General features: G+C 69.7%; 25 protein-coding genes. 16 read left to right on the forward strand and 9 right to left on the reverse strand.

Annotation, left to right across the window (positions count from 1 at the left end; all coding sequences use genetic code 11):
- Positions 1-13 precede the first annotated feature (13 nt).
- The 5 genes from BMZ25_RS03535 to BMZ25_RS03555 all read left to right on the forward strand — a co-directional run bounded on the left by BMZ25_RS03535 (position 14) and on the right by BMZ25_RS03555 (position 4,430).
- A complete protein-coding gene (locus BMZ25_RS03535) occupies positions 14-1,132 on the forward strand; it encodes an FAD-binding protein (protein ID WP_092689458.1) in 1,119 nt (372 codons plus the stop codon).
- 9 nt (positions 1,133-1,141) lie between these two features.
- Positions 1,142-2,539 (forward strand): glycolate oxidase subunit GlcF, encoded by a 1,398-nt coding sequence (gene glcF, locus BMZ25_RS03540; RefSeq protein ID WP_092688541.1) that lies wholly within the window; start codon positions 1,142-1,144, stop codon positions 2,537-2,539.
- Between the two features lie 70 nt (positions 2,540-2,609).
- Positions 2,610-3,434 carry a trypsin-like serine peptidase gene (locus BMZ25_RS03545; protein WP_235859766.1) on the forward strand — a complete coding sequence of 275 codons (825 nt, stop codon included), beginning with the start codon at positions 2,610-2,612 and terminating at the stop codon, positions 3,432-3,434.
- Between the two features lie 175 nt (positions 3,435-3,609).
- Positions 3,610-4,074: an Hsp20 family protein gene (locus BMZ25_RS03550; protein ID WP_092688544.1), complete on the forward strand. Its 465-nt coding sequence runs from the start codon at positions 3,610-3,612 to the stop codon at positions 4,072-4,074.
- Between the two features lie 119 nt (positions 4,075-4,193).
- Complete coding sequence (locus BMZ25_RS03555) at positions 4,194-4,430, forward strand: Lrp/AsnC ligand binding domain-containing protein (RefSeq protein WP_092688547.1); 237 nt, start codon at positions 4,194-4,196, stop codon at positions 4,428-4,430.
- A gap of 80 nt (positions 4,431-4,510) precedes the next feature.
- On the opposite strand, the gene BMZ25_RS03560 is transcribed toward BMZ25_RS03555, so the two are convergent.
- Positions 4,511-6,268 carry a PRC-barrel domain-containing protein gene (locus BMZ25_RS03560; RefSeq protein ID WP_177190370.1) on the reverse strand — a complete coding sequence of 586 codons (1,758 nt, stop codon included), beginning with the start codon at positions 6,266-6,268 and terminating at the stop codon, positions 4,511-4,513.
- Between the two features lie 237 nt (positions 6,269-6,505).
- A complete protein-coding gene (locus BMZ25_RS03565; RefSeq protein WP_092688552.1) occupies positions 6,506-7,984 on the reverse strand; it encodes an NAD-dependent succinate-semialdehyde dehydrogenase in 1,479 nt (492 codons plus the stop codon).
- A gap of 89 nt (positions 7,985-8,073) precedes the next feature.
- On the opposite strand from BMZ25_RS03565, the gene BMZ25_RS03570 reads away from it, so the two are divergent.
- Positions 8,074-8,853, forward strand: coding sequence for an alpha/beta hydrolase (locus tag BMZ25_RS03570; protein WP_092688554.1), 780 nt, complete (start codon positions 8,074-8,076; stop codon positions 8,851-8,853).
- Here BMZ25_RS03570 and BMZ25_RS03575 read toward each other — a convergent pair whose 3' ends face one another.
- The gene (locus BMZ25_RS03575; protein ID WP_092688557.1) at positions 8,854-9,402 is read right to left on the reverse strand and encodes a hypothetical protein; all 549 of its coding nucleotides are present in this window, start codon (positions 9,400-9,402) and stop codon (positions 8,854-8,856) included. It lies immediately after the preceding gene.
- Positions 9,403-9,469: 67 nt separating this feature from the next.
- Complete coding sequence (locus tag BMZ25_RS03580; RefSeq protein WP_092688560.1) at positions 9,470-10,267, reverse strand: protein-disulfide reductase DsbD domain-containing protein; 798 nt, start codon at positions 10,265-10,267, stop codon at positions 9,470-9,472.
- A gap of 112 nt (positions 10,268-10,379) precedes the next feature.
- Here BMZ25_RS03580 and BMZ25_RS03585 point away from each other — a divergent pair, with 112 nt between their 5' ends.
- Complete coding sequence (locus tag BMZ25_RS03585) at positions 10,380-10,955, forward strand: YqgE/AlgH family protein (RefSeq protein ID WP_092688563.1); 576 nt, start codon at positions 10,380-10,382, stop codon at positions 10,953-10,955.
- Here the strand turns inward: BMZ25_RS03585 and BMZ25_RS03590 are convergent.
- A complete protein-coding gene (locus BMZ25_RS03590) occupies positions 10,952-11,893 on the reverse strand; it encodes an L-threonylcarbamoyladenylate synthase (protein WP_092688566.1) in 942 nt (313 codons plus the stop codon). The two genes, BMZ25_RS03585 and BMZ25_RS03590, sit on opposite strands and share 4 nt — an antisense overlap.
- A 128-nt stretch (positions 11,894-12,021) precedes the next feature.
- On the opposite strand from BMZ25_RS03590, the gene BMZ25_RS03595 reads away from it, so the two are divergent.
- From BMZ25_RS03595 to BMZ25_RS03610, 4 genes are all read left to right on the forward strand, one after another.
- Positions 12,022-13,731 (forward strand): acyl-CoA dehydrogenase, encoded by a 1,710-nt coding sequence (locus BMZ25_RS03595; RefSeq protein WP_092689464.1) that lies wholly within the window; start codon positions 12,022-12,024, stop codon positions 13,729-13,731.
- Positions 13,731-14,777 carry an MBL fold metallo-hydrolase gene (locus tag BMZ25_RS03600; RefSeq protein ID WP_092688568.1) on the forward strand — a complete coding sequence of 349 codons (1,047 nt, stop codon included), beginning with the start codon at positions 13,731-13,733 and terminating at the stop codon, positions 14,775-14,777. The genes BMZ25_RS03595 and BMZ25_RS03600 overlap by 1 nt, the downstream gene beginning before the upstream one ends.
- A gap of 84 nt (positions 14,778-14,861) precedes the next feature.
- Positions 14,862-15,008 (forward strand): aa3-type cytochrome c oxidase subunit IV, encoded by a 147-nt coding sequence (locus BMZ25_RS03605; protein WP_092688571.1) that lies wholly within the window; start codon positions 14,862-14,864, stop codon positions 15,006-15,008.
- The gene (locus tag BMZ25_RS03610) at positions 15,005-15,634 is read left to right on the forward strand and encodes a hypothetical protein (protein WP_092688574.1); all 630 of its coding nucleotides are present in this window, start codon (positions 15,005-15,007) and stop codon (positions 15,632-15,634) included. Before BMZ25_RS03605 ends, BMZ25_RS03610 begins: the two co-directional genes overlap by 4 nt.
- Here the strand turns inward: BMZ25_RS03610 and BMZ25_RS03615 are convergent.
- Entirely contained in the window at positions 15,628-15,960 is a 333-nt protein-coding gene (locus tag BMZ25_RS03615) for an AzlD domain-containing protein (protein WP_092688577.1), read from the reverse strand. The two genes, BMZ25_RS03610 and BMZ25_RS03615, sit on opposite strands and share 7 nt — an antisense overlap.
- The gene (locus BMZ25_RS03620; protein WP_092688580.1) at positions 15,957-16,685 is read right to left on the reverse strand and encodes an AzlC family ABC transporter permease; all 729 of its coding nucleotides are present in this window, start codon (positions 16,683-16,685) and stop codon (positions 15,957-15,959) included. Before BMZ25_RS03620 ends, BMZ25_RS03615 begins: the two co-directional genes overlap by 4 nt.
- A gap of 54 nt (positions 16,686-16,739) precedes the next feature.
- Between BMZ25_RS03620 and BMZ25_RS03625 the strand changes: the two genes are divergently transcribed.
- Genes BMZ25_RS03625 through BMZ25_RS03640 form a run of 4 tightly spaced genes read left to right on the forward strand, consistent with a single transcriptional unit; the run spans position 16,740 to position 20,899 of the window.
- The gene (locus tag BMZ25_RS03625) at positions 16,740-17,618 is read left to right on the forward strand and encodes a formate dehydrogenase accessory sulfurtransferase FdhD (RefSeq protein WP_092688583.1); all 879 of its coding nucleotides are present in this window, start codon (positions 16,740-16,742) and stop codon (positions 17,616-17,618) included.
- A gap of 31 nt (positions 17,619-17,649) precedes the next feature.
- On the forward strand, positions 17,650-18,267 hold the full coding sequence (mobA, locus tag BMZ25_RS03630; protein WP_092689467.1) for a molybdenum cofactor guanylyltransferase MobA: 618 nt from the start codon (positions 17,650-17,652) through the stop codon (positions 18,265-18,267).
- On the forward strand, positions 18,264-18,758 hold the full coding sequence (mobB, locus tag BMZ25_RS03635) for a molybdopterin-guanine dinucleotide biosynthesis protein B (RefSeq protein WP_092688587.1): 495 nt from the start codon (positions 18,264-18,266) through the stop codon (positions 18,756-18,758). Before mobA ends, mobB begins: the two co-directional genes overlap by 4 nt.
- A complete protein-coding gene (locus BMZ25_RS03640; RefSeq protein WP_328586831.1) occupies positions 18,755-20,899 on the forward strand; it encodes a molybdopterin-binding protein in 2,145 nt (714 codons plus the stop codon). The genes mobB and BMZ25_RS03640 overlap by 4 nt, the downstream gene beginning before the upstream one ends.
- A gap of 13 nt (positions 20,900-20,912) precedes the next feature.
- On the opposite strand, the gene BMZ25_RS20695 is transcribed toward BMZ25_RS03640, so the two are convergent.
- Positions 20,913-21,905, reverse strand: coding sequence for a hypothetical protein (locus tag BMZ25_RS20695; protein ID WP_092688589.1), 993 nt, complete (start codon positions 21,903-21,905; stop codon positions 20,913-20,915).
- 21 nt (positions 21,906-21,926) lie between these two features.
- Complete coding sequence (gene greA, locus BMZ25_RS03650) at positions 21,927-22,397, reverse strand: transcription elongation factor GreA (RefSeq protein WP_092688592.1); 471 nt, start codon at positions 22,395-22,397, stop codon at positions 21,927-21,929.
- Between the two features lie 313 nt (positions 22,398-22,710).
- On the opposite strand from greA, the gene BMZ25_RS03655 reads away from it, so the two are divergent.
- Complete coding sequence (locus tag BMZ25_RS03655; RefSeq protein ID WP_092688595.1) at positions 22,711-24,363, forward strand: electron transfer flavoprotein-ubiquinone oxidoreductase; 1,653 nt, start codon at positions 22,711-22,713, stop codon at positions 24,361-24,363.
- Positions 24,364-24,432 lie beyond the last annotated feature (69 nt).

Below are 24,432 nucleotides of genomic sequence, written 5' to 3' on the forward strand. Positions count from 1 at the left end.
AGCAGGGCGCATGCTGAGACCCGAAAACGAGGACGAGCTGGCCGAGATGGTGCGCGGCGCGGCCGGGCCGCTGCGGATCGAGGGCGGCGGGACGCGCCCCGTGGGCGTGACCACGGGCGAGGTGCTGTCGACGGCGGGGCTGTCGGGGATCACGCTGTACGAGCCGGGGGCGCTGACCCTGGTGGCGCGGGCCGGCACGCCGGTGGCGGAGGTCGAGGCGGCGCTGGCCGCGGAGGGGCAGCGGCTGCCCTTCGAGCCGATGGATCACCGGGCGCTGATGGGGACCGGCGGCGCGCCGACCATGGGCGGCATGGCCGCGGCCAATGCCAGCGGGCCGCGGCGCATCCAGGCCGGGGCGTGCCGCGATTCGCTGATCGGGGTGCGGTTCGTCGACGGCACCGGCGCAGTGGTAAAGAATGGCGGGCGGGTGATGAAGAACGTCACCGGCTATGACCTGGTGAAGCTGATGGCGGGGGCGCGGGGGACGCTGGGCGTCCTGAGCGAGGTCGCCGTCAAGGTGCTGCCGCGCCCGGCGGCGCAGGTGACCCTGCGGTTGCGCGGGCTGGACGCCGGCCGCGCGGTGCAGGCGATGTCGGCGGCGCTGGGCTCGCCCTACGAGGTGACGGGCGCGGCGCATCGCGGGCAGGGCGCCGCGGCGGAGACACTGCTGCGGCTGGAAGGGTTCGAGAGCCAGATCGCCCATCGGCGGGCGGCGCTGTCGGAGCTGATGGCGCCGTACGGCGCGGTCGAGGTGGAGGACGACGGCGCGGCCGGCGATGCGCTGTGGCGGGAGATCCGGGACGTCAGCGGCCTGGCGGCCGCGGAGGAGGACGTGTGGCGCGTGTCCGTGCGCCCGTCCGACGCGCCGGAGGCCGCCCGGCGGCTGGAGGCGGCGCGGCTGCTGTTCGACTGGGGCGGCGGTCTGATCTGGGCGGCGACGGATCCCGGCCTCGACCTGCGCGCCGCGCTGGCGGGCGTGGCGGGGCATGCCACGCTGGTGCGGGCGGCGCCCGAAACCCATGCGGCACTGGGCACCTTCGCCCCCGAGGCGCCGCCGCTGGCCGCGATTTCCCACGGGTTGCGCGCGCGGTTCGATCCGCGCGGCATCCTCAACCCCGGCCTGATGGGCTGAGAGGAGCCGATGCAGACGAACTTTACCGAAGAGCAGCTGGCCGATCCCGACACCGCGCGGTCGAACGAGGTGCTGCGCGCCTGCGTGCATTGCGGGTTCTGCACCGCGACCTGCCCGACCTACCATGTCCTGGGCGACGAGCTCGATTCGCCGCGGGGGCGGATCTACCTGATCAAGGACATGCTGGAGAATGACCGGCCGGCCGACGAGAAGACGGTCAAGCACATCGACCGCTGCCTGTCGTGCCTGGCCTGCATGACCACCTGTCCCTCGGGCGTGCATTACATGCACCTCGTCGACCATGCCCGCGCCCATATCGAGCGGACCTATACCCGGCCGCGCTTCGAGCGGGTGCTGCGCTGGACCCTGTCGCGCATCCTGCCCTATCCGGGCCGCTTTCGCGCGGCGCTGACTGCCGCGAAGCTGGGCCGGCCGTTCGCCCGGCTGATGCCGGATGCGCGGCTGCGGGCGATGCTGGAGATGGCGCCGCGGCGGCTGCCGCCGGTGAGCCGCAACGACGACCCGCAGGTGTTTCCCGCCGAGGGGGCGCGTCGCAAGCGGGTGGCGCTGATGACCGGCTGCGCCCAGCGGGCGCTGAACACCGACATCAACGACGCCACGATCCGGCTGCTGACGCGGCTGGGCTGCGAGGTGGTCGTGGCCGAGGGGATGGGCTGCTGCGGCGCCCTGGTGCACCACATGGGCCGCACCTCGGAGAGCCACGCGGCGGCGGAGCAAAACATCCGCGCCTGGCTGGCCGAGGACCGGCACGATCCGCTGGACGCGATCGTCATCAACACCAGCGGCTGCGGCACCACGGTCAAGGATTACGGCCACATGTTCCGCAACGATCCGCTGGCCGACGACGCCGCGCGGGTCAGCGCGCTGGCGCAGGACGTGAGCGAGGTGCTGGCCGATCTCATGCCGGGCGCCGACGCCGCGACGGGACAGCCGGCGAAGGAGGGGATCGAGGGCACCGACGCGCCGGCCGGCCATGGGGTGTACGCGCCGGTGGCGCCGCAGGGCGACGGGCCGATGCGGGTGGCCTACCACGCCGCGTGCTCGCTGCAGCACGGCCAGCAGATCAAGAGCCATCCCAAGGACCTCCTGAAGCGCGCGGGATTCGAGGTGGTGGAGCCGGCGGACAGCCACCTGTGCTGCGGCTCGGCGGGGACCTACAACCTGATGCAGCCCGTGATCTCGGCCAAGCTGAAGGACCGCAAGCTGAAGACGCTGAAGGCGAAGGCGCCGGACGTGATTGCCGCGGGGAACATCGGCTGCATGATGCAGCTGGCCGGGGGGGCGGAGGTGCCCGTTGTCCACACTGTCGAACTGATCGACTGGGCGACGGGCGGGCCGCGGCCCCCGGCGATGGACACCGGCGGCGCGGTGCCGCACCTTCAGTAGGCGGCAGCCACAATCCTGCCGCGGCGGGCCCCTAGAGCGGGGCGACGAGAGGGCAGGCGAGGGCTTTGACGTGATCGCATCAACTCTGCGCGGGCTGGCGCTCGCGCTGTGTCTGACCGGGGCTGCGGCGGCGCAGGAGGACGCGTCGCTGCGGGCGCTGACCACGGCCGACGACAGCCGCGGCTGGGCGGGCGTGGGCCGGCTGGAGCTGGGGCCGGGGGCCTTCTGCACCGGGGCGCTGGTGTCGGAGGAGCTGGTTCTGACGGCGGCGCATTGCCTGTTCGCGGCAGGCAGCGGCGACCGCGTGGACGACGGCATGATCCAGTTCCGCGCGGGCTGGCGCGACGGGCGGGCCGAGGCGTATCGCGGGGTGCGGCGGAGCGTGGTGCATCCCGGCTACCGCCCTGCCTCGGAGGACTCGGTGCTGGACGGCGTGGCGAGCGACCTTGCGCTGCTGGAGCTCGACCGTCCGATCCGGCTGGGCCGGGTTGCGCCGTTCGAGACCGAGATGCGGCCGGGCGACGGGGCCGAGGTGGGCGTCGTCAGCTATGCGCAGGACCGGGCCGACCGGCCGGCGCTGCAGGAGGTGTGTCACGTCCTGGGCGAGCGGGACGCCGTGCTGGTGCTGTCGTGCTCGGTCGATTTCGGGTCGTCGGGAGCGCCGGTCTTCGTGATCGAGGGCGAGCGGGCGCGGATCGTGTCCGTGGTGTCGGCCAAGGCGCGGATGGGCGAGCGGAAGGTGTCGCTGGGCAGCGCGCTGCATCCGGCGCTGGAAGAGCTCAAGGCGCTGATGGCGCAGGGCGACGGCGTGTTCCGGCGGATCCAGCCGACCGTGCGCCGGATGTCGAAGGACGCCGCCAAGGCCGACAGCTCGGCCAAGTTCGTGCGTCCCTGACAGGGGCCTGATCACGCTGCTAAAAAACGCTGAAGATGCGCCGCAGAGGTCTTGAAAGCCCCCTGCGCGATTTCCAGATACCGGGGGTCGGACGCCATACCGGGTCCGGCTCTGACGACCGGCCCGTCCCACGGGAGGGCCGCACATAATGGTATCGCTCAACGGAGGATTATCCATGCGTACGTTCGACCTTGCCCCGCTTTATCGCGCGACCGTCGGCTTTGACCAGATGGCCGACCTGATGGACCGGGTGATGACCGACAATGTCGGCTCCCAGACCTACCCCCCCTACAACATCGAGAAGACCGGCACCGATTCGTGGCGGATCGAGCTGGCCGTCGCCGGGTTCACCGACGAGGAACTGTCGATCGAGGCGCGGCAGAACGCGCTGGTCGTGTCGGCCAAGAAGGCCACCGACGACAGCGAACGCCGCTACCTGCACCGCGGCATCGCGACCCGCGCCTTCGAGCGCCGCTTTGCCCTTGCCGACCACGTGCGCGTCACCGGCGCCACCCATGTGAACGGCATGCTCCTGATCGACCTCGTGCGCGAGGTGCCCGAGGCGCTAAAGCCGCGCAAGATCGAGATCGGCTCGACCGACACCGTCGATCACAAGGCGGTGGAACAGCACGAGGCGTAAGCCTTGGGCGTTTCGACGTGACCCGCATCGGGGGCGTGCATCTCGCACGCCCCTTTTTCGTGCTGGCCTGTCCCGGCGCGCTCTGGTGATATGGCGTCGCACGACAGGGGAGCGGCCAGATGCATTGCGTATTCGTTCAGATCAGGTGCACGCCCGGCACGGCCTACAAGGTCGCCGACGAGATCGTGCTGCGGGAAATCCACTCGGAGCTGTATTCCACGAGCGGCGAATACGACCTTCTGCTGAAGCTCTACATTCCCGAAGAGGCGGATGTCGGGAAATACATCAACGACAACCTGCTGACGGTGCCCAACATCGAGCGGACGCTGACGACGCTGACGTTCCGGGCCTTCTGAGGGCCGCACGAAAAAAGGCCGGCGCGGGCCGGCCTTTTCCGTGGCGCCCCGCACGGAGGCGCCGTTTTTGAACGAGAGGCTTAGCCCTCGTATTCTTCCATGTTCTCGAGCTCGTCGCGGGTGCGGTCGGTGTAGACGCGCAGCTCGTCGCCGTCCTCGGCGCGCAGGATGGTCAGCTCTTCCATTGGCAGGGCGACGTTGCGCTCGCCCAGGCCCAGGAAACCGCCGACGCCGACGATGATCTGCTGCACGGCTTCGCCGTCGCCGAGGACCGCGTCGCTGATGTCGCCGATGCGCTCGTCGTTCTGGTTGAAGAGCGAGCTGGAGGTCAGCGCGTCGACTTCGACCTGGTCCGGCTCGACCGGCTGGAAGCCGTCGCGCTGGACGTCGCTTTCGCTGTTGCTGGCCTGCTCGTTGCCGCCGTCGCCCGACTGCGAGGCCTGATCATCCGACTGCTGCTGGTCGCTGCTGTCGCCCGACTGCGAGGCCTGATCATCCGACATCTGCTGGTCGCTGCTGTCGCCCGACTGCGAGGCCTGGTCGTCCGACATCTGCTGATCACTGTTGTCGCCCGACTGCGAGGCCTGGTCGTCCGACATCTGCTGATCACTGTTGTCGCCCGACTGCGAGGCCTGGTCGTCCGACATCTGCTGGTCGCTGCCGTCGCCCGACTGCGAGGCCTGATCGTCCGACATCTGCTGGTCGCTGCTGTCGTCCGACTGCGACTCCTGGTCGCTCGACATCTGCTGATCGCCCGACTCGCCGCTCTCGTTCGAGGCGGTCTGCATCGTCACGGTCGGCTCGCCGGTCTGCTCGAAGTTGACCTGCGGCTCGCCCTGCATCGAGAAGTCGATCTGCGGCTCGGACGCTTCGTAGTTCACGGTCGGCTGGCCATCGCTTTCGACGGTGACGTTCGCGGCGCTGGAGCCGCTGTCGCCCTCACCCGACTGGCCTTCGCTGTCCGAGCCGTCCGACTGGCTGTCGCCCGACTCGTTCGACGCGGTCTGGTACGTCACCTGCGGCTCGCTTTGCGTGACCGAGACCTCGGCGTCGCCGACCTCTTGCGCGTCCTGCTCTTCGCCCTGGCCATAGGTCGTGCCGGACTGCTCGTCCTGCACCTGCACGCCATCGCCGGACGCCTGGTCGGCTTCGACGACCTGAAGGTCGAGGTTCACCGCCGGCGGCGACTGGCTGACCGACACGGTCGGTTCGGCCTGGCGCACCTCGATCTCGGGCTCGGCGTTGGCGACGCTGACGTCCGGGTCGGGCATGGTGACGATGATCTCGGGCGCGGGCTGCTCGATCGTCACGGTGGGCTGGGCCATCTCGACGGTGACGTTCGACTGCGGCTGGCGCACGGTGATCTCGGGCTGGCGCTGCTGCACCGTCACCTCGGGATTGGCGCGGTTGACCATGACCTCGGTCTGGCCTTCCTCGACATCGACTTGCGGGGCATTGCGGCTGAGCGTGACGACACCTTCGACCACGCGCTCGGCATCGAGTTCGACGGTGGTCTGCTCGCGCTCGGCCACGGTGGCCTCGGCGTCAGCCTCGGCCTCCGCGGTATCGCTGTCCGAGCTCTGGTCGGAGGCGGTGTCGTTGTCGGACTGGGTGTTCTCGATCTCGGACAGCTGCGTCGAGCAGGCTTCGGTATCGCCCTCGTCGACGATATTCTGCAGTTCGTCCTCGCTGAGCGACGCGCCTTCGGGGGCGCCGTCCTCGATCATGCTGGCGAGCTCCTGGCAGGGCTCGTCGGATTGTTGCGCCTGGGCAAGACCGACCGTCGCCGGGAATGTCAGCGCGGTGGTCACCAGAAGGTGCGTAACGCTCAGTTTCATCGTTATCTCCTCAATACGATCACAGTGTCGCGAACCCGTCGTGACAGGCGATGTTCCGCGCATTTTTTTGCGGGATTATTGGAACCGGGTGGAAAGTGTCCGGTGCCCGTGATCGTAAAGTTATGAAATAAAGGGATTTATGGCATTCACGAACCGCGCAAAAAATTGGCGCGGATCCTTGCCGAATCCGCGCCAATTCATTCCGATTTCCAATGTCTTTTCACATTGTGCCGTGTCTCAGATCGCGGTGTTGATGTATTTCATCTCGGTGAATTCATCGATTCCGTATTTCGAGCCCTCGCGTCCGAGGCCGGATTGCTTCACCCCGCCGAACGGCGCGACTTCGGTCGAGATCAGGCCGGTGTTCACACCGACGATGCCGTATTCCAGCGCCTCCTGTACGCGGGTCACGCGGCTGATGTCGCGCGAGAAGAAATACGAGGCGAGGCCGAAGATCGTGTCGTTCGCCTTTTCGATCGCCTCTTCCTCGGTCTCGAAGCGGAACAGCGGGGCGAGGGGGCCGAACGTCTCTTCGGTGGCAAAGGCCATGTCCTGTGTCGCCCCGGTGATGACCGTCGGCTGGAAGAACGTGCCGCCGAGCGCGTGCTCTTTGCCGCCGGCGATCACCTTGCCGCCCTTCTCCTGCGCGTCGGCGATATGCGCCTTGACCTTCTCGACCGCGTCCCGGTCGATCAGCGGCCCGTAATCGGTGCCTTCTTCCAGGCCGTCGCCCACGGTCTTGTCCTGCAGCTTTTGCGCCAGCTTCTCGGCGAAGGCGTCGTAGATGCCGGACTGGACGTAAATGCGGTTCGCGCAGACGCAGGTCTGGCCGTTGTTGCGGAACTTGCAGGCGATGGCGCCCTCGACCGCCGCGTCGAGGTCGGCGTCGTCGAACACGATGAAGGGCGCGTTGCCGCCCAGCTCCATCGAGCATTTCTTCACCTGGTCGGCGGCCTGGCTCAGAAGGATGCGGCCCACCTCGGTCGAGCCGGTGAAGGTCAGCTTGCGGACCTTCTCATTCTCGCAGAACTCCTTGCCGATCTCGGAGGACGACGACGACGGCACGATCGACAGGATGCCCTTGGGCAGCCCGGCCCGGTCGGCCAGCACGCCGAGCGCGAGCGCCGAAAGCGGCGTCTGCGAGGGCGGGCGCACCACGAACGAACAGCCGGCAGCCAGCGCCGGGCCCGCCTTGCGCGTGATCATCGCGTTGGGAAAGTTCCACGGCGTGATCGCGGCGGCGACGCCCACGGGCTGACGGATGACCGAGATGCGCTTGTTCTCGGCATTGCCGGGGATCGTGTCGCCGTAGACGCGCTTGGCCTCTTCGGCGAACCACTCGACGAACGAGGCGCCGTACATGATCTCGCCCTTGGCCTCGGCATGGGGCTTGCCCTCTTCCGCGGTGAGGATGGTGGCGAGGTCGTCGGCGTGCTCGATCATCAGGTCGAACCACTTGCGCAGGATCTGGCTGCGCTCCTTGGCGGTCTTTTTGGCCCAGTCCTTCTGTGCGGCATGGGCCAGGTCGATCGCCTTGGCGCATTGCGCCCGGTCCAGATCGGCGACCTTCGCGATCACGTCGCCGCGGGCGGGGTTCGTGACCTCGAAGGTCTTGCCGCCCTCGGCATCGGTCCAGTCGCCCCCGAGATACGCCTTGGTGACCAGAAGGTCGGGGTCCTTCAGCAGGTCGGCGAGGTTCGTTGCGGAATCGAGCATGGTTGGGTCTCCGGGGTTGCACGGCACGCCGCGTGCCGGGAAATGTATCGCACCGGAAACGCGTGGCCGCAGAGGAAAGGTTCCGCCGCATGTCCAATGACGACGCCTATGCCAACGCCGCCCATATCGACGGGGCAGAGGCGTATCCGCGCCGTTGGCAGGAGGCCGCCGCCTCTCTGCGGGCGGCGACGGCGGGCGAGGTGCACCGGCGTTACGGCAGCGCCCGCCGCCAGCGCTATGACCTGTTCCTGCCCGAGGGGGAGGCGCACGGCACGGCGGTCTTCGTGCATGGCGGCTACTGGCGCACGCTCGACAAGTCGGTCTGGTCGCACCTCGCCGCGGGCCCTCTGGCGCGGGGCTGGGCCGTGGCGATGCCGTCCTACACGCTGGCGCCGGCGGCCCGCATCCCCGAGATCACGTCCGAGATCGCCGCCTTCCTGACCCACCTGGCCGACGAGCGCCCCGGGCCGCTGCGTTTGGCGGGTCACTCGGCCGGTGGGCACCTGGTGGCGCGGATGCTGTGCCCCGGCGTCCTGCCGCCGCCGGTGCTCGAAAGGGTGGAGGCCTGCGTGCCGATCTCGCCCGTGGCCGATCTCCGCCCGCTGATCGACACCGAGATGAACGCCGACTTCCGGCTCGATACCGAAACGGCCGAGGCGGAGAGCCCCGCGCTGCTGCCGCGCGAGGGCGCGGCGCGGGTGACGGTCTGGGTCGGCGCGGACGAGCGCCCGGCCTTCCGCGACCAGGCCCGGTGGCTGGCGCAGGCGTGGAACGTTCCACTGGTCGTCGAACCGGCGCGGCATCACTTCGACGTGGTCGACGGGCTCGAGACTGCGGACTCGGCGCTCACCGAGGCGCTACTCGGCTAGTCAGCTGCCGAAGCCGGACAGCGCATCGAAGTCCATTGCCGCGAGATGGTGCGACATCTGCGTCGGCGTGGCCCCGCCGGCCTGCACGAGCACCCTGTCCCCGACCACGGTGGTCAGTTCGCCCCCGTTGTCGATGAACACCTTTTCGTCGATCACGCGGATCTGGCCCATCTGGGTCATAAGGCCCGCGTCGCGCATCATGCCGGCGAAGCCCGTGATCAGCGGGCTGTCGGCCACCAGCGTCAGCGTGAAGGCGGTGCCCTCGTCGGAATAGCTGCCCGAGACGGCGATTCCACCGATTGGGTCGGCGGGCGTGAGGTTCACCGTGCGCTCCCATCCGTCGCGCGGCGCGGGCAGGAAGGCGGCGAGTCGTTCGGCCCTGGCGGTCTGGATGTGCTCGCGCGCGTTGTCGAGCTCCTCCAGCGCCGCTTGCAGGTCGCCCGCGTCATAGGCCGTGCGGGCCGCGTCGAGGCTGCGTGCCAAGTCGTCGGCGGCAACGGGACCGGCGGCCAGGGCCAGTGCTGCGATCAGCGGCGCGACGCGGCTCATGCGAGTTCTCGACGGGTCATCCGAACCCCAACATGTCCGAGGCGGTGGCGCGCGTCGAGGGGGCGCGTCAGCCGCAGCCGCGGATGTCCACCGCCCGGCCGCCGCCGATGACAGTCAGGCGCAGGGCGCCGCGGTCCAGCGCGACGGGTCCGCCGTCCGGCGGCACGATCTCGACCCGCGTGGTCAGCGTGGTGCCGTCGCGCCGCGTCTCGGCCGGAGAGATCCACAGATCGGTGCCGGGCAGCTCGGCCACGACCGTCTCGTCCGGCCCGAGCCGCGGGATGTCCAGCTGCGCGGTCAGCGCGATCCCGTCGGAAATCGGGTCGATCCGGCAGGCGAGGGGTCCCGCGCCCGACGCGCGTGCCGTCGCGGGCTGGTCGCCGAGCGCCGCGGCGATGCGCGGGTCGGCGCTGCCGCCCGCGGGCAGCGCGGCGGCGACCGTGGTGGAGTAGGGGATGCAGATGTCGTGGCAGACGCCGATCTCGATCTCGCCGGCCAGCCGCGCCGCGTCACGCGCGTCCCGCAGCCCTAGTTCGATCGGGATGATCACCGACCCGCCGTAGCCTATTGAGCGCATGCCGGCCTGATCGAACACCTTCGGCACCGGCCAGTGCACCGCCGCGGTCGATACGTTGCGCGTGCCCGTCCAGCGAAAGACCGGCGGGATGCCGGCGTCGCCCGGACTGCGCCAGTAGGTCTTCCATCCAGGCGCCAGGTCGATCCGCAGCGCGGCCATGTGCGTGCCGCGCTCGGTGCGCCATCCGGGCAGGAGAGACACCTCGGCCACGTCCTCGGGCATGGTCTGCGCGATGGCGGGCGAGGCGGCGCAGGTCAGGGCCAGCAGCAGGAGCAGGATGCGTCTCATGGTCGCGATCTGCACCAGAAGAGGGGCACGAAGGGAAGTCACAATCGACGGAAGCGGACGTTATCCGTCTGAGCCCTCTTGTTCTTTGCGGTGGATCCGGCAGATTCGGGACATGAGCGACGATCCTGCGAACGAAGACCTCAGCGGCAAGCTGCTGATCGCGATGCCCGGCATGGGGGATCCGCGCTTCGACCGGAGCGTAATCTTCCTGTGCGCCCATTCCGAGGACGGGGCCATGGGCCTGATCGTCAACAAGCCCAGCAGCGGCGTGACCTTCGCTGAACTGCTGGAGCAGTTGTCGATCGATCCCGGCATGTCGCCGCGCGAGATCCGGGTGTATTTCGGCGGTCCCGTCGATACCGGCCGGGGCTTTGTGCTTCATTCGGCGGATTACGGGACGAACAGCTCGACCCTGCATGTGGACGACTCCTTCGGGATGACCGCCACGCTGGATGTGCTCGAGGATATCTCCGAGGGGCGCGGCCCCGACAACGCGATTCTCGCGCTGGGCTATGCGGGCTGGGGGCCGGGGCAGCTGGAGGACGAAATCCGCGGCAACGGCTGGCTCACCGCCGATGCCTCGGGCGAGATCGTCTTTGACGGGAACGACGAGGCCAAGTGGTCGGCGGCGCTGCGCACGTTGGGAATCGACCCGGTCCTGCTGTCCTCGACGGCGGGCCGGGCCTAGCGGGGCGCGGCGGCGCGGCGCAGGCGGTCGTTGATCGCCAGCCCCAGTCCTGTCTCGGGGATCGGCGACACCGCAATCCGCGTTGCGCCCTCGGCATCGAGCGTTCTGAGGTGATGGAACAGCTGCGCGGCGGCCTCGGTCAGATCGCCCGTGGGCGACAGGTTGATCGGCGCGTCGACCCTGCCGAAGCCCAGCAGCACCTCGCCGGCTTCGGGCGCAGTCACGTTCAGGCGCATTGCCGCGTTCGGCGCATAGTGCGAGGCGAGCTGGCCGGGCGCGTTCGGCGTGTCGCCGCCCGCGTGGTGCGACAGCTCCTGCCCGAGACAGGCCTCGATCGCCTCGGCCGGCAGCCCGCCGGGGCGCAGCAGGGTGGGCGTGTCCGAGACGCCGACGATGGTTGATTCCACCCCGACGCTGCAGGGCCCGCCGTCGAGCACCGCGTCGATCCGGTCCGACAGCCCTTCGGCCACGTGCTCGGCCCGGGTCGGGCTGACCCGGCCCGAGGGGTTGGCCGAGGGCGCGGCAACGGGGATGCCCGCCCGGATCAGCAGGTTCCGGGCCAGCGGCAGGTCCGGCACCCGCAGCGCGATGGTATCCAGCCCCGCCGACACGAGCGGCGCGATCCCGGCGGAGGCGCGCAGCGGCACCACCAGCGTGAGCGGTCCGGGCCAGAACGTCTCGGCCAGGCGAAGCGCCTGATCTGGGAAATCGGCGATGGCCCGCGCGGCGTCGAGGTCGGGCACGTGGACGATCAGCGGATTGAACCGGGGCCGTCCCTTGGCCGCGAAGATCTCCGCCACCGCGAGGTCGTCGGTGGCGTCTCCGCCCAGCCCGTAGACCGTCTCGGTGGGGAATGCGACCAGCCGCCCGCGGCGGAGAAGCTCGGCGCCCCGTTCGATCCCGTCCTGGTCGGGGCTCAGCACCTGCATCCGGGTCATTGCGCACCTCTTGCCGTGACGCTGCGTTCGGGTTGATGGCCCCGGCGGGGGCAATCATCCTTACGTCGCATTAAACGCCATAGGCGGGGATTGTCGCGATGCCAACCCGCCAGGCCGAGGAGGTTTCGATGCCCTATACCGCACCGACCCGCGATTTCATGTATCTGTTGGATCACGTCGTCAATTTCGAGACGGTCACCCGGACCGACGCCTTTGCCGAGGCCACGCGCGATGTCTGCGAGGCCATCGTGACCGAGGCCGGTCGAGTCTGCGAGGAGGTGCTGGCGCCGCTGCAGCGCGACGGCGACACCAAGCCTGCCTTTCTCGAGAACGGTGTCGTCCGCACCACGCCCGGTTTCGCGGAGGCGTATCGCGCGATCGCCGAGGGCGGCTATATCGGCATGTCGGCCGAGCCCGAGTTCGGCGGCCTGGGCCTGCCGCTGGCAGTGACCACGACGGTCAACGAGATGATGTCCTCGGCCTGCCTGGCGCTGCAGCTGAACCCGCTGATGACCCAGGGTCAGATCGAGGCGCTCGAGAACCACGCCAGCGACGAGCTCAAGGCGCTCTACCTGCCCAAGCTGATCTCGGGCGAATGGTGCGGCACGATGAACCTGACCGAGCCTCAGGCCGGGTCGGACGTGGGGGCGCTGTCGACACGGGCCGTGCCGAACGACGACGGCACCTACGCGGTGACGGGGCAGAAGATCTACATCTCCTGGGGCGACAACGACTTTACCGACAATGTCTGCCACCTGGTCCTGGCCCGGCTGCCCGACGCGGCGCCGGGGACCAGGGGGATCAGCCTGTTCATGGTGCCCAAGCGCTTGCCCGACGAGAACGGCGATGCAGGCGTGGCCAACGACATGAAGGTCGTCAGCCTGGAAGAGAAGATGGGCCTTCACGGCAGCCCGACCTGCGTGATGCAGTACGACGGCGCGAAGGGCTGGCTCGTCGGCGGGCAGAACAAGGGCATGGCGGCGATGTTCACCATGATGAACAACGCCCGCCTCGGCGTCGGCGTGCAGGGTGTCGGCGTGGCCGAGGGCGCGTATCAGCACGCGCTGGCCTATGCGCTGGAGCGCAAGCAAGGCAAGGCCGACGGAACCGGCACCATCGTCGAGCACCCGGACGTCCGCCGCATGCTGACCGGCATGAAGGCCGACACCATGGCCGCCCGCGCGATCGCCCTGTCCTGCGCCGTGGCCATCGACATGTCCAACGCGACCGGCGATGCCGAGTGGACGGCCCGCGCCGCGCTGCTGACGCCGATCGCCAAGGCCTTCGGCACCGAGACGGGCATCGCCGTCGCGAACGAGGGCGTGCAGGTCCATGGCGGCATGGGCTTCATCGAAGAGATGGGCGCGGCGCAGTACCTGCGCGACGTGCGCGTCACGGCGATCTACGAGGGAACCAACGGTATCCAGGCGATGGACCTGGTGGGCCGCAAGCTGTCCGACGGCGGCGAGGCGGCCTATCGCCTGCTGGACGAGATCGAGAAGGACGCCGAGGCGGCGCGCAATGGGCATGGCGAGCTTGCCCAGGCGGTCTGGTCGGCGGCCGAGGCGCTGCGCGAGACGACCGAGTGGCTTGTCGCGCAGGACGAGATGCAGGCCCGGTTCGCGGGCGCCGTGCCCTATCTCAAGGCCTTCGCGCGGGTTCTGGGCGGGCATTTCCACCTGAGGGCCGCGCTGGCCGAAGGGACGGCGGGCCGCCGCACCGCGCTGGCCCGGTTCTATATCGAGCGGCTGCTGCCCGAGCATGCGGGCCTGCTGGCCCATGCCCGCGCCGGGGCCGAGGGGCTGTACGAGATGGGGGTCGAGGACCTGGCGGTGTGATGGACGGTAATGGCGACGCCGCACAGACGGGCATCCGGTATCCCTTTGGGATCCCGCCCGAGCCGGGCGCGTGGCGCGAGGTGGCCGAGGGTGTGGTCTGGCTGCGCCTGCCGCTGCCGATGAAGCTGGATCACGTCAACGTCTACCTGCTGGACGACGGCGACAGCTGGACCGTCGTGGATACCGGGCTCGACACAGGCCGCACGCGCGGGATGTGGGAGGCCGCCTTGGCCTCTTTCGGGCGGCCGGTGCGGCGGGTCGTGCTGACCCACCACCACCCCGACCATGTGGGCCTTGCAGGTTGGTTCCAGCGGGACCACGGAGCCGAGACGCTGGCCAGCCGCACCGCCTGGCTTCTGGCGCGGATGCTGACGCTGGACGTGCAGGAGCGTCCGACGCCCGAGACGATCGCGTTCTGGCGCGCGGCGGGCATGCCGGCCGAGATGGTCGAGGACCGCGCCGCCGAGCGGCCGTTCAACTTTGCCGACGGTGTCGCACCGTTGCCGCTGGGCTACACCCGGCTGCGCGAAGGCGGCACGCTGCACACCGGGGGCCGCGACTGGGACGTGCGGCTCGGGGGAGGGCACGCGCCGGCGCATGTCACGCTGTGGGACCGTGCCGGCGAGCTGGTGATCGGCGGCGACCAGATGCTGCCCTCGATCTCGCCCAATCTCGGCGTCTACGCGACCGAGCCCGAGGCCGACCCGGTGGCCGACTGGCTGGAGGCGTGCGGGCGGCTGTCGGCCCATGCCACGCCGAAGCAGCTGGTCCTGCCCGGTCACAAGCTGCCGTTCACCGGCCTGCCGACCCGGATGCGGCAGCTGATCGACAACCACCACGGCGCGCTGGGACGGCTGCGGGCCTGGCTGGCCGAGCCCCGCACCGCGGTCGAATGCTTTCCGCCGCTCTTCAAGAGCACGATCGGCGGCGCCGAATACGGTCTGGCGCTGGCCGAGGCGATGGCGCACTGCCTCCACCTCTGGCACGCCGGAGAGGCGAGCCGCACCCGTCGGGCGGACGGGGCGTGGCTCTGGCGCGCCGTCTGACATCTCGCCGCGGCGTGGCCTCGTGACAGGCGCGCCGGAATCGTCTAACGCATCGCAGAACGCCAGCTACGAGGATTGCGCACGATGGCCGAGCAACAGCACAAGCACGAGCACGGGTCGATGGACATCGACACCCAGGAGAAAACCTTCGAGGGGTTCGTCAAGTGGGTTACCTGGAGCACCGTCGCGATCATCGTGGCGCTGATCCTTCTCGCGATCTTCAACGGATGACCCCCCTGCGCCGTCTGGCGCTCGCGCTTCTTCTGCCGCTGATCGCGGCGGGCTGTGCCGAAACGGTCATGGACCCGGACGTCGAGGTGGCGCGCCGGGCCTACAGCCATGACGGCCCGCCCGCGCTGACGCTCTATACCATGACGAACACGCGCAGCGGCTCGGGCGATCACTCGGCGCTGCTGATCAATGCCGACCAGCGCGTGCTGTTCGACCCCTTCGGCACATTCCACCTGCCGCAGGTGCCCGAGCAGCGCGACGTGCTGTACGGCTTCACGCCGAACGTCCACAAGGTCTACATCGACTTCCACGCGCGCGAAACCTACGACGTCCGCGAACAGCGGGTGGAGGTCAGCCCGGCGGTGGCGCGGCAGGCGCTGCGGCTCGCGCAGTCGAACGGCGCGGTGGGGCCCGCGCGCTGCACCATCTCGATCGCCAACATACTGCGGCAGCTCCCCGGTTTCGAGGACGCGCCGGCGACCTTCTTTCCCAACAGGCTGGCAGCTTATTTCGCCGGCCGCCCGGACGTGCAGGAAAGACGGATCGGCGACGACGACGCCGACGACAACCACGGTGTCCTGATCCGCGCGGCGCAGAACGAGATCCGCGAAGAGATCGCCTACTGAGGGATCAGCCAGAGCCCGCCGAACAGCACCACGCCGCCGCAGACGATGGCGAGCACGGTGTTCCGGGTGACCAGCCCGACGCCCACCGTCGTCGCGGCGGCCGCGCCGCGCACCGGGTCGAAGGTGCCGCCCGTCGCCTCGGGCCACAGGATCAGCGGCGCCACCAACGCCGGCAGCACCGCGACGGGGGTAAAGCGCAGCGTCCGCGCCAGCCAGTCCGGCAGGCGGCGGTTTCCGACCAGCCCGAGGAACGACAGGCGGATCAGGTAGGTCCCGACGGCCAGCAGTGCGAGGACCAGCCAGACCTTCGCGTCGTTCTCGATCATGTCGGCCTCCGGTTCGGATCGGCGTCGTCCACGACGGCCCCCGCGATCATGCCCAGGATCGCCGCCGCCAGCAGGCCGGTTCCGGCGGGAAAGCCGGTGAACAGGATCGCCGCGCCCGAGGCGACGAGCGCCGCGGCGACATGGGCGCGGGTCTTCATCATCGGGCTCGCCATGCCCAGGAACATCAGCGGCAGAACGAAATCGACGGGCATGGATTCGGGCAGCGCCCGGCCAAGCGTGGCCCCCGCCAGCGTCGACAGGATCCAGCAGGGCACGATGGGCGCCGCGGTGCCCACGAAATACGCCACGCGGTTGCGGATCGGCATCTCGGGGCGCGTCTCGTATTCCGCGACCGACAGCGCGTAGGTCTGGTCGACGTTGAGATAGGCGATCAGCGCGCGCTGCCACAGAGGTGCGGGGCCCAGATGCGGCACCATGGCGATCGAATACATCATCATCCGCAGGTTCACCGCCAGCGCCGTCGCCACGATCACCGCGACCGGCGCGTCGTCGACCAGAAGCTGCACGGCGGTGAACTGCGACGCCCCCGCGATGACGGCGCCGGAGAACGCCATCGTCTGCGTCAGGTCCAGGCCGGAATTGCGCGCGACCACGCCGAACACCGCGCCGAACGGGATCAGCATGATGATGAACGGCGCCGCCTTCGCCGCGCCGGCCAGGAAGTCGCCGCGCGGGGCGGTCGCATTCGCTGTGGAGACTGCCATGGGTTCGCCCTAGGGTATCGTTCTCGAAGAGCCACCCACACGGGAGCGCACGGAATGTCAACGCGGGACGCACCTTCCTATATCGTGGCGCCCGATCCGGGGCGGGGCGACCTGACCCGCCGCGTCACCGGAACCGATCAAGAGGGCAAGCCGCTCGACCTGTCGGTCGTCGAGGAGCGGCCGCTGACCATCTTCCTCAACGGTCGCGAGATCGTGACCGCCATGACCATCGGCGACTACCCCGAGTATCTCGCCCTGGGATTCCTCCGCAATCAGGGCATGTTGCGCGACGGCGAGACCGTCCGCGGCGTCGATTTCGACGAAGAGCTCGAAACCGTCGTGGTGCGCACCGACGGCGAGACGAGCTACGAAGAGAAGCTGTCGAAGAAGACCCGCACGTCGGGCTGCGCGGTGGGCACCGTGTTCGGCGACATGATGGAAGGGCTCGAGGGGCTGACGCTGCCGGCGGCGACGGTGCGCACCTCGTGGCTCTACGCCCTGTCGTCCCGGATCAACCGTACGCCGTCGCTCTATCTCGAGGCCGGCGCGATCCACGGCACGGTGCTGTGCCAGGAGGATCGCCCGCTCGTCTACATGGAGGATGTCGGCCGCCACAACGCGGTGGACAAGATCGCCGGCTGGATGCTGTCAGAAGGCGTGGGCCCGGAGGACAAGATCCTCTACACCACCGGCCGGCTGACCTCGGAGATGGTGATCAAGACGGCATTGATGGGGATACCGGTGCTTGCCTCGCGCTCGGGCTTCACCGCCTGGGGCGTCGAGATCGCGCGGCAGGTTGGCCTGACGCTCGTGGGGCGGCTGAAGGGCAAGCGCTTCGTCTGCCTCGCGGGCGAGGACCGGCTGGTGCGCGACGCCGACCCCGACAGCGTGGCCGACGAAGACAGCCGCCACCGCCGCAAGAGCGCGGTCTGACCGGACCCGCGCGCAAGGGAGAGAAACCATGATCGACGCACCTCTCGGGGTCATCCTTGCCGGCGGCCGCGCCACGCGGATGGGCGGCGGCGACAAGGGCCTGCTGGAACTGGGCGGGCAGAGCATCCTGTCGCGGGTGATCGAGCGGCTGTCGCCGCAGGTCGCCGGGCTGGCGCTGAACGCCAATGGCGAGGCCGCCCGCTTTGCCTCGGTCGGCCTGCCGGTGGTGCCCGACCCGGTCGACGGCTTTCCCGGCCCGCTGGCCGGCGTGCTTGCCGGGATGGACTGGGCCGCGGGGCAGGGGGCGACGCATATCGTCACCGCTGCCGCCGACACGCCGTTCTTTCCCTGCGATCTCGTCCCGCAGCTGATCCTTGCCGCCGAACGCGTGGGCACTCCCATCGCGCTGGCCGCGACGCCCGATCCGGTGCGCGGGCATGTGCGGCATCCGACCTTCGGCCTCTGGCCCGTCGACCTGCGCGAGAACCTGCGCGGCGCGCTGAAGGACGGGCTGCGCAAGGTGGTGATCTGGACCGACCGCCACGGCGCCGCCGAGGCGGTGTTTCCCACCACCGGGCTCGACCCGTTCTTCAACGTCAACACGCCCGAGGACCTCGCGCAGGCCGAAGACGCGCTGGAGGCCGGATGAAGCTCTGGGGCGTGACGGGCTGGAAGAATGCGGGAAAGACCGGTCTGATGGAGCGTCTCGTGACCGAGTTCACGGAACGCGGTCTGGCGGTCTCTACGGTCAAGCACGCGCATCACCATTTCGACGTCGACCAGGAGGGACGCGACAGTTACCGCCACCGCAGCGCGGGCGCGCAGGAGGTGCTGCTGTCCTCGCGCAACCGGTGGGCGCTGATGGCCGAGCTGCGCGGCGCGGGCGAGGTGCCGCTGGACGAGCTGCTGGGCAAGCTGTCGCCCGTCGACCTCGTGCTGGTCGAGGGGTTCAAGCGCGACCGGCATCCCAAGATCGAGGCGTTCCGCGCCTCTGCCGGGCATGAGGTGATGGCACCGGACGACGCGACGATCCGTGCCGTGGCCGCTGACGTGACGATCGCGACCGGGGGCTGCCCGCTCCTGCCGCTCGACGACACCACGGCGATCGCGGACTTCATCGCGGCGGAGCTGGGATTGTGAGCGCGACGTTCGACACCGTGGTAATGGTCGACTGGTCCGGCGCCGGAGATCGCGGCGCGACGCCGAGAGCGGACGCGATCTGGGCCGGCGTGGCACGGGACGGGCAGGCCGACGCGCCGGTCTATTTGCGCAGCCGCGCCGCCGCAGAGGCCTGGCTGGCCGAGGTCGTTCCGGCCGAACGCGCCGTGGGGCGCCGGGTGCTGCTGGGCTTCGATTTCCCCTTCGCCTATCCCGCCGGCACTGCGCGGCGGATCACTGGCCACGACGACCCGCGCCTGTTGTGGGACTGGTTCGCGGCGGCGTTCGATGCGCTCGCCGACGGCGAGGGGCGCTTTGACATCGCCGCGCGCCTGAACGGTCTGTTCACCGGGGACGAGGGGCCGTTCTGGTTCAACGGACTCAAGCGGGACCTGCCCGGACTCGGCAAGGGCAAGCCGCCGCGGCAGGCCGATTGGCCGCCCGAGCGCCGGCTGGTCGAGACCAGGGCGCCGGGCAGCTTCGCGTGCTGGCAGATGGGCGGCGCGGGGGCCGTGGGCTCGCAGGCGATGACCGGCATGGCGACGTTGTCGCGCCTGCGGCATCTCTGGCCCGAGGCGGCGATCTGGCCCTTCGATCCGGTGGGGGACAGCCCGCTCGTCATCGCCGAGGTCTGGCCCTCGCTTCTGTCCGATGCCGTCACGCGCCGCATGGCCGAGGATGCGAGCCTGCCCGGTGCCGGGCGCGAGGGGCGGCCGATCAAGGATGCCGTGCAGGTGGCGGTTCTGTCCGAGGCGCTGTCGGCATTGTGTGTCGATGGCCGGATCGACGCTGCCTTTGCCGCGGCCGAGGGCACTGACCTTGCGGAAGAAGGCTGGATCCTGGGCGTGGGGGTCGAGCCAGAGCTGCGGGCCGCCGCCCAGCCCCGCCTGCGCAACGATTGCTTCGCCCTGCCGTCGGGCGTCAGCTGGACACCGGTGGACGAGGCTCTGACCCTGCTGCGGGACCGCCTGACCTGCGTGGTCGGGACCGAGACGGTCCCGGTCGGTGCGGCTGCCGGCCGCATCCTGGCGCAGCCCCATGTTGCCGCACGCAGCAATCCCCCGGCCGCCAACGCCGCGGTCGACGGCTATGGCTTCGCCCACGCCGCGCTCGGCGATGCGCCCCATCGCCTGCCCCTGACCCGGGGCCGGGCGGCGGCGGGCGGCCCGCTGGAGCATGCCTTGCCGCGGGGAGAGGCCGTGCGCATCCTGACGGGCGCGCTGCTGCCCGAGGGCGTGGACACGGTGGTTCTGGAAGAGGACACGCGGCTCGAGGACGGGGCCGTCGTGTTCGACGGCGCGGTCAAGCCGGGCGCCAATACCCGCCGCGCGGGCGAGGACGTATCAGTGGGCGAGGTGGCGTTGGAGGGGGGGCACGCGCTCAGACCGCCGGACCTCGCTCTTCTGTCAGCGCTTGGCCTGGCGGAGGCGCGGGTGCGCCGCAGGCTGCGGGTCGGCGTGCTGTCGACGGGGGACGAGCTGGCCGCGCCGGGCGCGACGCAGGACCCCGCGCGCACCTACGACGCCAACCGGCCGATGCTTCTGGCACTGGCCGAGCGTTGGGGCCATGCGGCGATCGACCTGGGCCATGTGCCCGACGACCGCGCCGCCCTGGCGCACCGGCTGGACACGGCGGGGGCAGACGTGATCCTGACCTCGGGCGGCGCATCGGCGGGCGACGAGGACCATGTGTCGGCGCTGCTGCGCGAAACCGGCAGCCTGACCGCCTGGCGCATCGCGCTCAAGCCCGGCCGTCCTCTGGCGCTTGGCATGTGGCGCGGCATGCCGGTGTTCGGCCTGCCTGGAAACCCGGTGGCCGCCTTCGTCTGCGCGCTGGTGTTCGGCCGCCCCGCATTGTCGGTGCTGGCGGGCGGCCCCTGGCCCGAGACGCGCGGCTTCGTCGTGCCCGCCGCCTTCGAGAAGCGCAAGAAGCCGGGCCGCCGCGAATACCTGCGCGCGCGCCTCGCGCCCGACGGCCGGGTCGAGGTGTTCCGCTCCGAAGGGTCGGGGCGAATCTCGGGGCTGAGCTGGGCCGAGGGGCTGGTCGAACTGGGGGATGGCGCGGCCGAGATCAGGCCGGGCGATCCGGTGACGTTCCTGCCCTACGGGCTGTTCGGCCTGTAGCCTTCGCAGCGCCCTAGTCGAAGGTGCCCGTCACGCGGCCCAGCAGCATGAACGCCCGCGCGGTGCGCGTGTCGGCCAGGTCGGCGATCTCGGTGTCGGTCGCGTTGGGGGCCCAATCCGCGAACACCTGGTCGAACCGGCGCAGGAAGTGGTGCGCGGCATCGCGAAAGATCGTGTCCTTGCGCATGCGCGTCACCGTGCGGGCCAGCGTCTCGCGGTCGCGGACGCCGCCCAGCGTGGCTATGGCGCGGCCCCGTTCGCCTGCCGCGAAGCGTCGCCAGACATCGGGACGCGCACGGTCGGGATCGAGGTCGTCCATGTAGACGCCATCCTGGCTGAGCAGGGTCAGCACGTCCTGTGCCGCGGTGATGAGCTGCGCGGCCTGCCGGTCCTGCATCGCGCGGCGCAACGTGCGGAAGCCCTCGACGTCGTCGGGGGTCTGCGGGAATTGCAGCGCCCCGATCAGGTCGGCGTTCGACAGCGGCGGAGCGCGGTCCTCGGCTTGGTCGGGCAGGGCCAGCGTCGGCTGCTCGTCCCGCGCGGCGGGCGCCGTGCTCTCGGGCGCGGGCGGCGGCGTCGCCGTGCGGATCGAGGCGAAGGTGGCGAGCGCGGTCTCGGTCTTCTTCTGGGCCGCCGCGATCTCGTCGAGGCGCTTCTGCAGCCCGGGCTCGGACACGCCGCGGTTCTGGGACAGGTAGCTTTGACGCATCGTGTCGACGGTGGCGCGCAAGCGGGCGGCCTCGCCCCGCACCGCCGCCGCGCTGTCGGCCGTCACGGCGCCGATCCAGATCACAGCGACCGGCAGGAATACCGCGATCACGCCGAGGATCAGCCGCAGCGGATCGCCGCCGTCCTCGCCGCCGCCGCCGAACAGCAACACGGCGCCGGTGACGACGATCCAGACGGCCGACAGGCCAACCGCGATCAGCGACGTGCGCGACCGGGTCGGAGAGGCATTGTGAAACAGCCCCAGGTCCGGACCCTGGCGCTCTTCGGCATCGGCCATCTGCGACCCCCCGCCCGGCGGTCAGGAATAGGCGACGGAGAGAACTTCGTAGCTCTTCTCGCCGCCCGGTGTGCGCACTTCGACGCTGTCGCCCTCTTCCTTGCCGATCAGGGCGCGGGCGAGCGGCGACTTGATGTTCAGCCGCCCGGACTCGACGTCCGCCTCGGGCTCGCCGACGATCTGGTAGGTGCGTTCCTCGTCCGTGTCCTCGTCGACGAGGCGGACGGTGGCACCGAACTTGATCGGGCCGGACAGCTTGGACGTGTCGATCACGTCCGCGCGTCCCAGGATGCCCTCGATCTCCTTGATGCGCCCCTCGATGAACGACTGCTTCTCGCGGGCCGAGTGATACTCGGCGTTTTCGCTGAGATCGCCATGCTCGCGCGCCTCGGCGATGGCGCGGATGATGGCGGGCCGCTCAACGGACTTGAGCTGCTTCAGTTCGTCGTTCAGCGCGGTGTGGCCCGCGCGGGTCAGCGGTATCTTTTCCATGGCGCGTGCCTTTTGTTTTCGGGAGTGTGCGCAACACCCGGTCGTTAATTCAAGCCCCGCAGGCAAAGTCAAGTAGCGCTCGGGCGGGTCTTGCGGACCGGCAATCGACATAGCTGTTCCACGCGGCTTCGGCGATTGACCGGTCGCTGCACGCTCAAGTCGGAACACGGGCTCAGGGTTCCAGAAAACTCCGCTGCGAGGTCTCTAACGCCGTGTCGCAATTGACCCCGGGGCGGCGCGGCCATTAACTCTGCTCCGACGTCAAGGTAGGTCGGCCGACCGCGCCCCACCGCCCAGATCGAAGGAAGCCAGGATGACCGACTCGACCCGCGAAGCGATGGAATACGATGTAGTCATTGTCGGCGCGGGTCCGGCGGGCCTGTCGGCCGCGATCCGTCTCAAGCAGCTCGACTCCGATCTCGAGGTGGTCGTGCTGGAGAAGGGGTCCGAGGTGGGCGCGCACATCCTGTCGGGCGCGGTGCTGGATCCGTCCGGTCTGAACGCGCTGATCCCCGACTGGAAGGACCGCGGCGCGCCGCTGAACGTGCCGGTGACCGACGACCGGTTCTACCTGCTGGGTGAAGCCGGCAAGATGCGGGTGCCGAACGTCGCGATGCCGCCGCTGATGAACAACCATGGCAACTACATCGTCTCGATGGGCAATGTCTGCCGCTGGATGGCCGAACAGGCCGAGGAGCTGGGCGTCGAGGTGTTCCCCGGCATGTCCTGCTCGGAGCTGGTCTACGACGAGGACGGCCGGGTGAAAGGCGTCGTCGCGGGCGAGTTCGGCCGCCAGGCCGATGGCACGCCGGGACCGGGCTACGAGCCGGGGATGGAGCTGCATGGCAAGTACGTCTTCCTGGGCGAGGGCGTGCGCGGCTCGCTCACCAAGGAGGTGATGGCGAAATACGACCTTTCGGCGGGCCGCGATCCGCAGAAGTTCGGGCTGGGCATGAAGGAGCTGTGGGAGATCGATCCCTCGAAGCACCAGCAGGGCCAGGTCACGCACACGATGGGCTGGCCGCTGGGCAAGAATGCCGGCGGCGGGTCGTTCATCTACCACCTGGACAACAACCAGGTCTATGTCGGCTTCGTGGTGCATCTGAACTACGCCAATCCCCATGTCTATCCCTACATGGAGTTCCAGCGCTTCAAGCATCACCCGATGCTGGCCGAGCTGCTGGAGGGCGGCAAGCGGCTGTCCTACGGCGCCCGCGCCATCGCCGAGGGCGGCTGGCAGTCGATGCCCAAGGCGTGCTTCCCCGGCGGCGCGATCCTGGGCTGCGGCGTGGGGCTGGTGAACGTTCCGCGGATCAAGGGCAACCACAACGCCATGCTGTCGGGCAAGGCGGCGGCCGAGGCGGCGCACGCGGCGCTGCAGGAGGGCCGCGCGCAGGACGAGCTGACCACCTACGAGGACGAGCTGCGGGGCGGTCCGGTGGGCCGCGACCTGCGCCCGGTGCGCAACGTCAAACCGCTGTGGTCGAAATACGGGCTGGGGGCGTCGCTGGCGCTCGGCGGGCTCGACATGTGGACGAACACGCTGTTCGGCGGTTCGGTCTTCGGGACGCTCGCACACGGCAAGAGCGACGCCGAGGCGACCGGCCGCGCCGCCGACCACCCCGAGATCGCGTATCCCAAGCCCGACGGCAAGCTGTCCTTCGACCGGCTGACCAATGTCAGCTACTCGGGCACCAACCACGAGGAAAGCCAGCCGTCGCACCTGCAGCTGATCGACCCCGACCGACAGACCGGCGAGAACCTGCAGACCTATGCCGGCCCCTCGGCGCGCTACTGCCCCGCCGGGGTCTACGAATATGTCGAGGGCGACGACGGCGCCAAGCGGTTCCAGATCAACTTCCAGAACTGCGTCCACTGCAAGACCTGCGACATCAAGGAACCCGGCGGCAACATCCGCTGGACCGTCCCCCAGGGCGGCGACGGACCGAACTATCCCAACATGTGAGGCGGCATCGACGCGCACCGCAACAGAGGGGTGTTGCTTGCCGTCCGGGTGCGTCATAGCCTCGCCAAA

The organism is Tranquillimonas rosea (assembly GCF_900111315.1).
In the GTDB taxonomy this organism is placed as follows: Bacteria; Pseudomonadota; Alphaproteobacteria; order Rhodobacterales; family Rhodobacteraceae; genus Tranquillimonas; species Tranquillimonas rosea.

Coding starts and splice junctions, on each gene's coding strand:
- BMZ25_RS03580 (WP_092688560.1), bottom strand. CDS start 10,267: ATGAGACGCATCCTGCTCCTGCTGCTGGCCCTGACCTGCGCCGCCTCG.
- BMZ25_RS03595 (WP_092689464.1), top strand. CDS start 12,022: ATGCCCTATACCGCACCGACCCGCGATTTCATGTATCTGTTGGATCAC.
- BMZ25_RS03585 (WP_092688563.1), top strand. CDS start 10,380: ATGAGCGACGATCCTGCGAACGAAGACCTCAGCGGCAAGCTGCTGATC.
- BMZ25_RS03570 (WP_092688554.1), top strand. CDS start 8,074: ATGTCCAATGACGACGCCTATGCCAACGCCGCCCATATCGACGGGGCA.
- greA (WP_092688592.1), bottom strand. CDS start 22,397: ATGGAAAAGATACCGCTGACCCGCGCGGGCCACACCGCGCTGAACGAC.
- BMZ25_RS03560 (WP_177190370.1), bottom strand. CDS start 6,268: ATGAAACTGAGCGTTACGCACCTTCTGGTGACCACCGCGCTGACATTC.
- mobB (WP_092688587.1), top strand. CDS start 18,264: ATGAAGCTCTGGGGCGTGACGGGCTGGAAGAATGCGGGAAAGACCGGT.
- BMZ25_RS20695 (WP_092688589.1), bottom strand. CDS start 21,905: ATGGCCGATGCCGAAGAGCGCCAGGGTCCGGACCTGGGGCTGTTTCAC.
- BMZ25_RS03565 (WP_092688552.1), bottom strand. CDS start 7,984: ATGCTCGATTCCGCAACGAACCTCGCCGACCTGCTGAAGGACCCCGAC.
- BMZ25_RS03600 (WP_092688568.1), top strand. CDS start 13,731: ATGGACGGTAATGGCGACGCCGCACAGACGGGCATCCGGTATCCCTTT.
- BMZ25_RS03625 (WP_092688583.1), top strand. CDS start 16,740: ATGTCAACGCGGGACGCACCTTCCTATATCGTGGCGCCCGATCCGGGG.
- BMZ25_RS03610 (WP_092688574.1), top strand. CDS start 15,005: ATGACCCCCCTGCGCCGTCTGGCGCTCGCGCTTCTTCTGCCGCTGATC.
- BMZ25_RS03620 (WP_092688580.1), bottom strand. CDS start 16,685: ATGGCAGTCTCCACAGCGAATGCGACCGCCCCGCGCGGCGACTTCCTG.
- BMZ25_RS03550 (WP_092688544.1), top strand. CDS start 3,610: ATGCGTACGTTCGACCTTGCCCCGCTTTATCGCGCGACCGTCGGCTTT.
- BMZ25_RS03575 (WP_092688557.1), bottom strand. CDS start 9,402: ATGAGCCGCGTCGCGCCGCTGATCGCAGCACTGGCCCTGGCCGCCGGT.
- BMZ25_RS03605 (WP_092688571.1), top strand. CDS start 14,862: ATGGCCGAGCAACAGCACAAGCACGAGCACGGGTCGATGGACATCGAC.
- BMZ25_RS03555 (WP_092688547.1), top strand. CDS start 4,194: ATGCATTGCGTATTCGTTCAGATCAGGTGCACGCCCGGCACGGCCTAC.
- BMZ25_RS03615 (WP_092688577.1), bottom strand. CDS start 15,960: ATGATCGAGAACGACGCGAAGGTCTGGCTGGTCCTCGCACTGCTGGCC.
- BMZ25_RS03590 (WP_092688566.1), bottom strand. CDS start 11,893: ATGACCCGGATGCAGGTGCTGAGCCCCGACCAGGACGGGATCGAACGG.
- glcF (WP_092688541.1), top strand. CDS start 1,142: ATGCAGACGAACTTTACCGAAGAGCAGCTGGCCGATCCCGACACCGCG.
- BMZ25_RS03655 (WP_092688595.1), top strand. CDS start 22,711: ATGACCGACTCGACCCGCGAAGCGATGGAATACGATGTAGTCATTGTC.